Genomic DNA, 7556 nt, shown 5'->3' with positions numbered 1-7556 from the left:
TTGCAGGATGTGAACTTGGTAAACTTTACTTCCTTTGCTGTTTCGTACTCCCTTTCTTCAATACTCATGGGGTTACTCGCTTTCGTTATGGTGTAAGCCATCATTAATCCTCCTCTTTTTGTTTCATACTCTTTCACGTAATAAAATTTTACGTAATAAAATCATATCCGATAAATCATCTGGCAAGACGTAAGGATTCAGGTCAGTGCCACAGTTATTAGGGGGGAAGGCTGAGCGCCCTTTCCTTAAGAGTGAATAACCTGCAACTGAGAGTAGCTCAGCCTTCCCCCCTCCCTTTAGCAATCGGTAAGTCATCTTGAGTTAACTTGCTCAAGATTATGGTGTAATGTAGCAGTATGAGCAAGGCACAAAAAACTCCAGAGTTTGACCTCAAACAGATCAGATTGTTGCCCACTGAGCAACTGGTCGATTTGATAGTGCAGCAACACCAGGTCATTGAAGAATTACAGCAGGAGATCTTACGCCTCAAACTTAGCCTTCAAAAAGACCGTCAAACCTCCTCGAAGCCCCCCTCAACTGACCTGCTCAAAAAACCCGAAAAACCAAAAGTTGGTTCAGATAAGACTTGTACTCCCAAAGGTCAACCAGGAGGGCAACCTGGTCATCCTGGCAAGACACGTAAAGGCTTTGAGAGAGTTGATCGATATGAGCGGCTCTTACCACAAAAGTGTCCCCACTGTAGTTCTGTTGAATTCATCGAATCCCCAGTATCAGTGCAACGGCAGCAAGTCGCTCAACTGGTTGCTCATCCAATCGAGGTAGTGCATAAAGTGCGCTTATGCAACAAATGCGCCCACTGTGGTCAGCTCCATACGGCTCCTTGGCCAAAAGGGATCGTGCCAGGACAAGACTTAAGCGTGGGACTGCAATCTCTACTGGTTAGGCATAGCAACTATGGACATCTTTCCTATGACAAACAGCAAGAATTGCTATGGGAACTCGGCAACATTGAAGTTGGGGTAGGGAGTCTGGTATCAACCAACGCTCGGGTAGCAAAGGCGGTTAAGGGCAGTGTTGACGAGTTACGGGAATGGGTCAAACGGCAACCTCGGGTACATGTCGATCAAACCCCCTGGCCTGTGCTCGGACATTAAGAATGGCTGTGGGTGACAACTGGTCTTGGGTTTTGTCTATTTCATCCTGGTGATACCCGTTCGCGAGCTGAATTGATTGAGCAGTTGGGGGAAACCTTTGATGGAGTTTGGCTTGACTCCATGAGCATTTTAGCGGGAAGGACAGATGAAAAAGCAGTTGCGCGAGTTCTGGGAGTTTCTAAATACTGACATCCGAGAGTTGGCAAAGCCGACAGATGTTACCGAGGGAGGGATAGAAACTATTCTTTCCCTCCCTAACCCCCTCTCTCCCTCACTACACGGCGGAAATATAAGGTTGATGTCATACGGTGCAGCCAGAGACTGAAACCTTTACTGTGTAAAGGTTTCAGAACTCGCTACACTTGGGAAGCTCACCACAGCAGTGGGTTTTGTGTCAGGTCACAGCGTTGGTACAAGCGCCACAACACAGCTTTACTCAAAGCTAAAGGACATATTGACAGGGAAATCGCACTAGGTCAAATCCGAGATGTTGTGGGGTGGGTTTGAAGGCACAAGTCAGGCACCACCTTCCGGATTTCTTCCCTAGTGACTACGGCTAAGTATGACAGATGCAGCCGACTATACCGATGTATCGGCTGGTCCTTCCCCAACACCTTCATCCGTTGTGCCCACACCGATGTGAAATACTCTATTTTCAGCAGGATCTGAATTCTCGACGTAAGAAACTTTAATCGGATTCTCGCTACGGATGATATCATACCAACCAGCAAAGTCAGAATCATCAAGCATTCCTACTAAAAGCGACCCAGAAATATAGCCAACGGTATCAGCAGGTTTAGTAGGCCAAAAATAGATCACAGCCCTGTTGGCAGGTCCTGATTCTGCGCTTCCTTCTAAGCTTAAGAAATACCGATGTGCGTTTGAGTTATTACGACTGCGATTAGTACCAACTCGATAGGTAGTAACGTTAATGACACCCATAAGGCCCTCACTATAGGTTTTTGGTAAATAGTTGATGTATTTCAACAATAACCCTGGTTGACTGACAAAACTAATCAACCACGTACTCGTACGTTTGTATTTTGAATTCCAGTCGATACCGTAGTTTATCATGTTGTGTTCGTGACTGAAGTTTACCCGTACAAATGTACTAAAGACTCCCAAAAGTGCTGTCAATGCCTAAAAATGTATTTAAATGGCATGGGCTTTAGAGCCATAGAAAGAGTGACTGGTGTTCACCATACGACCATAATAGGTTGGGTTAAAAAAGTTAGTTCACGCTTAAAAGATGTATGTTTTACTGAAGAAATTCCTGAAATCACTGAAATAGATGAGCTACAAACCTTTGTAAAAAAAAACAAAATTTGGGTGTGAGACGAAACCTTAGAGAGTGGAGCCTTATTTCATATAACTTCAAACTATTACCCATAACCTGTCTCTATAAAGGCGACCCTCTCTTACGGTAACTTCAAAGGACGGCAGCTAACAAGCGCTATCCCGGGATTTTAAACTTTATAGTTGGTGACCGCAGTTCGGAAACTTTTAAAAAGCTTTGGAAGAAAATAAAACGATGCAGCGCGGTCTTGGGGGTTTCCCCCATGAGCGACTGCATCAAGACAATGTTGGCATAGCTTTTGGTATGTCACTGATAAATATATTGTTTACCAGATATTTATTGATGATATTGATCATTTAACCAATAAAACTTATATGACTAGAATAGAAAGGGAAAATACGAGATTGAGACATTATTTAGCTAGACTACATAGAATAACTCTCTGCTACTCTAAATCTGAAGAGATGTTGCAGTTATCAATTAGGCTTCTTATTTATTATTTAAAATACCATAAAATTCCCCTTTCTGGGGAAACCATTTAATGAATCAGCAACGCCGGGCATTAGCCTGGTACGGAAACAATCTAGATCAGCTGCGAAACTGGTGGCAGCAACTGGTAGACCAGCAGGAGCAAAGTCAGGTTCTGCCGAATGCGATTGACCAAAGGTCACGCTACGCGATCGCTAGTTCCTCTGACCGGGTTAATCTAGGCGCAGTTTTTAACACAAACAGTAAAAATTGTCAAGTAAAGCATCCGATCAGCGGTCAACAGCACCAGATAGACTCTTTTAATAGAATCAGTAATTAGTCTCGGGGGGAGACAAGCGCACCCCCCATCTCCCCATCTCCCCATCTCCCCATCTCCCCATCTCCCCATCTCCCCATCTCCCCATCTCCCCATCTCCCCATCTCCCCATCTCCCCACCCTCCCTCTAATTATGGGTATTCAACCTGACTTGATATTACTAACACAAGCTATAAAAAGCTTTTTAAGCATCCAATAAAAGCTTTTTATAAATACTTTAACTGCAGTAAATTAATTCAACAAAATCTTTAACTAATCGATACGTAGAATTACGCTAACTTGATAATAAATAGCGAATTTTCGCTTAGTTTTAAGCTATAAATGGAAGTAGTCAGCCGACAGCTAACGCCGCGCATCTACCATTGCCAGCTATCAGCCATGGCATGAGCTGAATGCTTACCTATAAATAGGGATTTTTTTCCGGTTAATTATCTTATATGAAGGGGAAAAAACATTCATTATAATGATATTCCGGATTTTTTTAGGCACCAATCAATATCTGTGCTCACTGTTGAATACAACAATTACAACGTAAGCTAATGGGCTACGCGCAGGCTACGCCAACAGCTATCAGCGACCACTGACTACTGACGGCTGAATGCTTACATTACAACACTAGTATCAGAACAATTATTGTGCCTTTAATTTCCCAAATTTAACTGCCAATTTAGGCAGCATCAATAGTCAATTATTGGAGTAAATAAAAAAATGGCAATTATTTTAGGAACTCTCAACGAAGATAATTTAGAAGGTCTCCCTGAAAACGACATCATTCAAGCTTTAGATGGAAACGATATTGTTCGAGGACGGGAAGGGAATGATATTATCCAGGGAAATCTAGGTAATGATGTAATTTATGGAGATCAGGGTGATGATGTAATCCAAGGAAATGAAGGGAATGATCAACTCTTTGGTGGAGAAGGTGACGATGTAATTCAAGGTGGCGCTGGGAATGATCGAATTTGGGGTGATAGTGGTAATGATGTCCTCCAAGGCGGTGCAGGACATGATACTTTCCGAGACAGTAGCGGTGTTAACTATTTTGACGGTGGAGAAGGTCGTGATACCGTTACCTTTCAAGATCTAATCAACTCTGGTATTAAGCTGAATCTGGCTGAAGGCACTGGTAGTTACACCGATGAGCAAAATCAGGAAGTAGCACAAACTTTAATTAGTATTGAAAAAGCAGTAGGTACTAATTTTAATGACGAACTAATTGGTAACGAAGCTCACAACAATTTCTTCGGTTTAGACGGTGATGACACCATAACTGGCGGTGCTGGAAATGACGTAATCAACACTGGTGACGGAAACAATACTATTGATTCTGGTTCCGGTCTAGACACCATCCAGCTTGGGAATGGTAACAACACCATTGCCCTTGAAGAAGGTGAAGGACATGACAAAGTGATAAATTTCCAACAGGGGTTAACTCGCTTTGGGGTTAGTGATGCTAGCACCCTTACCTTTGAGCAGTCTAATGGCAGTGTGAATATCATAGCTGCTGATGGTGACCTTCTCGCCAATGTAGAGGGAGTTGAGGTTAGTACCTTTACTGATAATCTCTCCAGTATATTTTTCTAATATAGCACTACGCATTAAGATTAGGACATTCCTAAACTCCGAAACTTAGTCATAGCTTACTTCTGACTTCTGACTTCTGACTTCTGACTTGCGCGTAGCGCTATACCCCTCGCTTCCGGTGTTGCTTAAGAATCGAATGATTTGAAGAGTTTTCTGGAACGGGCATCTGGCTGTGGAGTGGGCATCCGGGCATCTGGCTGTGGAACGGGCATCTTGCCTGTTTCATTTCCAGGCGGGCAGGATGCCCACTCCACTTATATTGATTCTCTGCCTCTCATTCTCTGTTCCCTATTCCCTATTCCCTGTTCCCGACTTCTGAAAGAAGTCAATTCACCAATTTTCGTCATTCCCATCAAAATTAGACTCGTACTCCTGCTCCCTTTGTTTTTTGTTCTTTGTTCTTTGTTCTAGCTCCATTTGTTAATATAATTACTTTCTAAAGTATGCCCCGAGGATAACATTATAGTTATAGCTTCCCTAGCTCGTAATCTAACTCTGACAGTATGGGAATAGGGAGTCGGGAGTCAGGAGTCGGGAGTATAATTAGTATAAAGCTAACAGAGAATAATCATGAATCAGGCAATACATGAGAGAGTATACTGGACTATTCATGACCTAGAATTGCTACCAGAAAATGAAGGAACACGCTACGAAATCATTGATGGAGAATTATTTGTCACTAGAGCGCCTCATACTAAACATCAGCAAACCTGTGGCAAAATTTTTCGACAGCTAGATGCTTGGTCTGAAGCAAGTGGTTTAGGAGAAGCTATTCCTAGTCCCGGTGTCCTGTTTTCCGAATCCGATAATGTTATTCCCGATGTCGTTTGGGTTACTCAAGAAACCTATACATTAACCTTAGACGAATCTGGACATCTAACTGGTGCCCCAGAATTAGCAGTCGAAGTTTTATCTGCTAGTCAACAAGACCAAAGACGAGACCGAGAAGCTAAACTAAAACTTTACTCTTCACGAGGCGTAAAAGAATATTGGATTGCTGATTGGAGGTCTCGCAAGCTCGAAGTTTATCGCCGAGAAAACAGTCAGCTCAAATTAGTAGTAACCCTTTTCAGCCAAGATACCCTAACCTCTCCTATCCTACCGGGTTTTAGTTGTACTGTTAATCAGCTTTTTCCGAAATAAAAGGGAATAGGAAATAGGGAGTAGGGAGTAGGGAGTAGGGAGTAGGGAAGAGTGTGGGGAGGGTGGGAAGTGTGGGAAGTTTGGGGAGATGGGGAGATGGGGAGATGGGGGAGATTTTTATTAAGGGTAATTGTCATAACATGATCTAACAGTTGCGTAGGGTGTGTTAGGGGCGGGCTCATTTTCCGCCTCTTCGCGCCTTTTTGGGACAGCCCGCCCCGTAACGCACCACCGGGTCAAACAGCTTTTAGGAGATGCACCCAAAGGGAAAAAATTATCACAATTCATTTAAGTTTGCTAAACATTTCCATTATATCTTTTCTCAGAGTAATTAGGTACACAGGATTTTTTCCCTCTTGCCTCTTGCCTCTTGCCTCTTGCCTCTTGCCTTTCAGCAATTTAGGTATCCCAATTTAAATGCTGAAAAGCTTTTGCGATCGCTAAAAAAATGCGTTCGCGTAGCGGCTCTTTCAGAGCATCGCATTTCTTTACATTACCCCTCAAAAAAAAACTTCTAAAAACCCTTGACAATATAAACTATAATCATTACTATTATAGATGCAAATAAAAAACAAAAGGTTCACCTTATGCCATCAGAATTTCCAACAAATTCAGAGAACAATCCAGACGATTATTCCAACAAAAAAATCCGTGTTCAGCACATTTTGAAAGGCTCCCGCAAGGCAATAACTAATACCATGCATACCCTCTATGCACTGGGCTACACCGAAATATCCGAGTGGAGTCCTCTGCAGCCGACGGATGTTCCGGGAGAATTCATAACAATTAGCACCAAGTACTTCAGACTCCGTTAACACGTTAAATTGCTGGGGGGTTTTCCCCCGGCAAAACCATCCGGTTGAGTCGTGTAAGATCACTCACGTTTGGATAGGTTGGAAAACTGAATGACATAAGGTAAATTCCTAGCCGTGGATAGTATTTCTGCGGCTATTTTTTTTGAAGGTTAGCAGGTTATTAGTTTAAAGGTTGAAGGTTAGTTAGTTGAAGGTTATGATGTTGAAGAATAGTAAAAAAGTTGCGTAGGGTGCGTTAGGGACTGGCTTGCCCTGATTTTAACGGTCGCCAGTGTTGGGAGAGCCAGTCCCGTAACGCACCACCGGGTCAAACAGCTTTTAGGAGATGCACCCACAGGGAATAGGGAAAAAATCTGTGTAGTTGCGTAGGGTGCGTTAGGGACTGGCTTGCCCTGATTTTAACGGTCGCCAGTGTTGGGAGAGCCAGTCCCGTAACGCACCACCGGGTCAAACAGCTTTTAGGAGATGCACCCACAGGGAATAGGGAAAAAATCTGTGTAGCTAATTAATAGGATAACCGCTATAGTTACTAGCAATTAGGCAAAAACTATAATAAACTCCCCATCTCCCCATCTCCCCATCCTCATAAGGGTAGGTTTTTTACAAAGGGGCGAGTAGGTACTTTGATTACGTATAAATTCCTCAAAATATGTATCAAAATACACAATATTTTCCGGGATAATTCTCCCCATTTCCCGCTCTTCCCCTCCTGGGAGGGGTTAGGGGTGGGTTCCGATTCCCGACTCCCGATTCCCGACTCCCGATTCCCGACTCCCGACCCAAATGTAAAAAACCTA

The 7556-nt window shown here is 43.2% G+C and carries 9 protein-coding genes and 2 pseudogenes; 9 read left to right on the top strand and 2 right to left on the bottom strand.

All coding sequences use genetic code 11. The features are described 5' to 3' along the window. Nucleotides 1-356 precede the first annotated feature (356 nt). On the top strand, nt 357-1115 hold the full coding sequence (locus tag F6J94_RS26480) for a transposase (RefSeq protein ID WP_293045668.1): 759 nt from the start codon (nt 357-359) through the stop codon (nt 1113-1115). Nucleotides 1116-1127: 12 nt separating this feature from the next. Then, nucleotides 1128-1304 carry a hypothetical protein gene (locus F6J94_RS26475; protein ID WP_293045665.1) on the top strand — a complete coding sequence of 59 codons (177 nt, stop codon included), beginning with the start codon at nt 1128-1130 and terminating at the stop codon, nt 1302-1304. Nucleotides 1305-1694: 390 nt separating this feature from the next. On the opposite strand, the gene F6J94_RS26470 is transcribed toward F6J94_RS26475, so the two are convergent. After that, a complete protein-coding gene (locus F6J94_RS26470) occupies nt 1695-2057 on the bottom strand; it encodes a hypothetical protein (protein ID WP_293045662.1) in 363 nt (120 codons plus the stop codon). A gap of 192 nt (nt 2058-2249) precedes the next feature. On the opposite strand from F6J94_RS26470, the pseudogene F6J94_RS26465 reads away from it, so the two are divergent. The 6 genes and pseudogenes from F6J94_RS26465 to F6J94_RS26440 form a co-directional block, all read left to right on the top strand. Next, nucleotides 2250-2447, top strand: a pseudogene (locus F6J94_RS26465) (IS1 family transposase); the annotation flags it as partial. 113 nt (nt 2448-2560) lie between these two features. After that, nucleotides 2561-2954, top strand: a pseudogene (locus F6J94_RS26460) (IS1 family transposase); the annotation flags it as partial. Further along, nucleotides 2954-3220, top strand: coding sequence for a hypothetical protein (locus F6J94_RS26455; RefSeq protein ID WP_293045659.1), 267 nt, complete (start codon nt 2954-2956; stop codon nt 3218-3220). The pseudogene F6J94_RS26460 and the gene F6J94_RS26455, both read left to right, overlap by 1 nt. Before the next feature lie 705 nt (nt 3221-3925). Next, nucleotides 3926-4801 carry a calcium-binding protein gene (locus F6J94_RS26450; RefSeq protein ID WP_293045656.1) on the top strand — a complete coding sequence of 292 codons (876 nt, stop codon included), beginning with the start codon at nt 3926-3928 and terminating at the stop codon, nt 4799-4801. Between the two features lie 141 nt (nt 4802-4942). After that, complete coding sequence (locus F6J94_RS26445) at nt 4943-5212, top strand: hypothetical protein (protein ID WP_293022915.1); 270 nt, start codon at nt 4943-4945, stop codon at nt 5210-5212. Nucleotides 5213-5371: 159 nt separating this feature from the next. Further along, nucleotides 5372-5944 (top strand): Uma2 family endonuclease, encoded by a 573-nt coding sequence (locus F6J94_RS26440; RefSeq protein WP_293045654.1) that lies wholly within the window; start codon nt 5372-5374, stop codon nt 5942-5944. Here the strand turns inward: F6J94_RS26440 and F6J94_RS26435 are convergent. Further along, nucleotides 5926-6081 (bottom strand): hypothetical protein, encoded by a 156-nt coding sequence (locus tag F6J94_RS26435; protein WP_293045652.1) that lies wholly within the window; start codon nt 6079-6081, stop codon nt 5926-5928. The genes F6J94_RS26440 and F6J94_RS26435 overlap by 19 nt on opposite strands. A gap of 450 nt (nt 6082-6531) precedes the next feature. On the opposite strand from F6J94_RS26435, the gene F6J94_RS26430 reads away from it, so the two are divergent. Then, nucleotides 6532-6759, top strand: a complete 228-nt coding sequence (locus F6J94_RS26430; protein WP_293045649.1) for a hypothetical protein — start codon at nt 6532-6534, stop codon at nt 6757-6759. Nucleotides 6760-7556 lie beyond the last annotated feature (797 nt).

Source organism: Moorena sp. SIO1F2 (assembly GCF_010672755.1).
Lineage (GTDB): Bacteria > Cyanobacteriota > Cyanobacteriia > Cyanobacteriales > Coleofasciculaceae > Moorena.
This window is presented reverse-complemented; position numbering and strand designations above follow the sequence as displayed.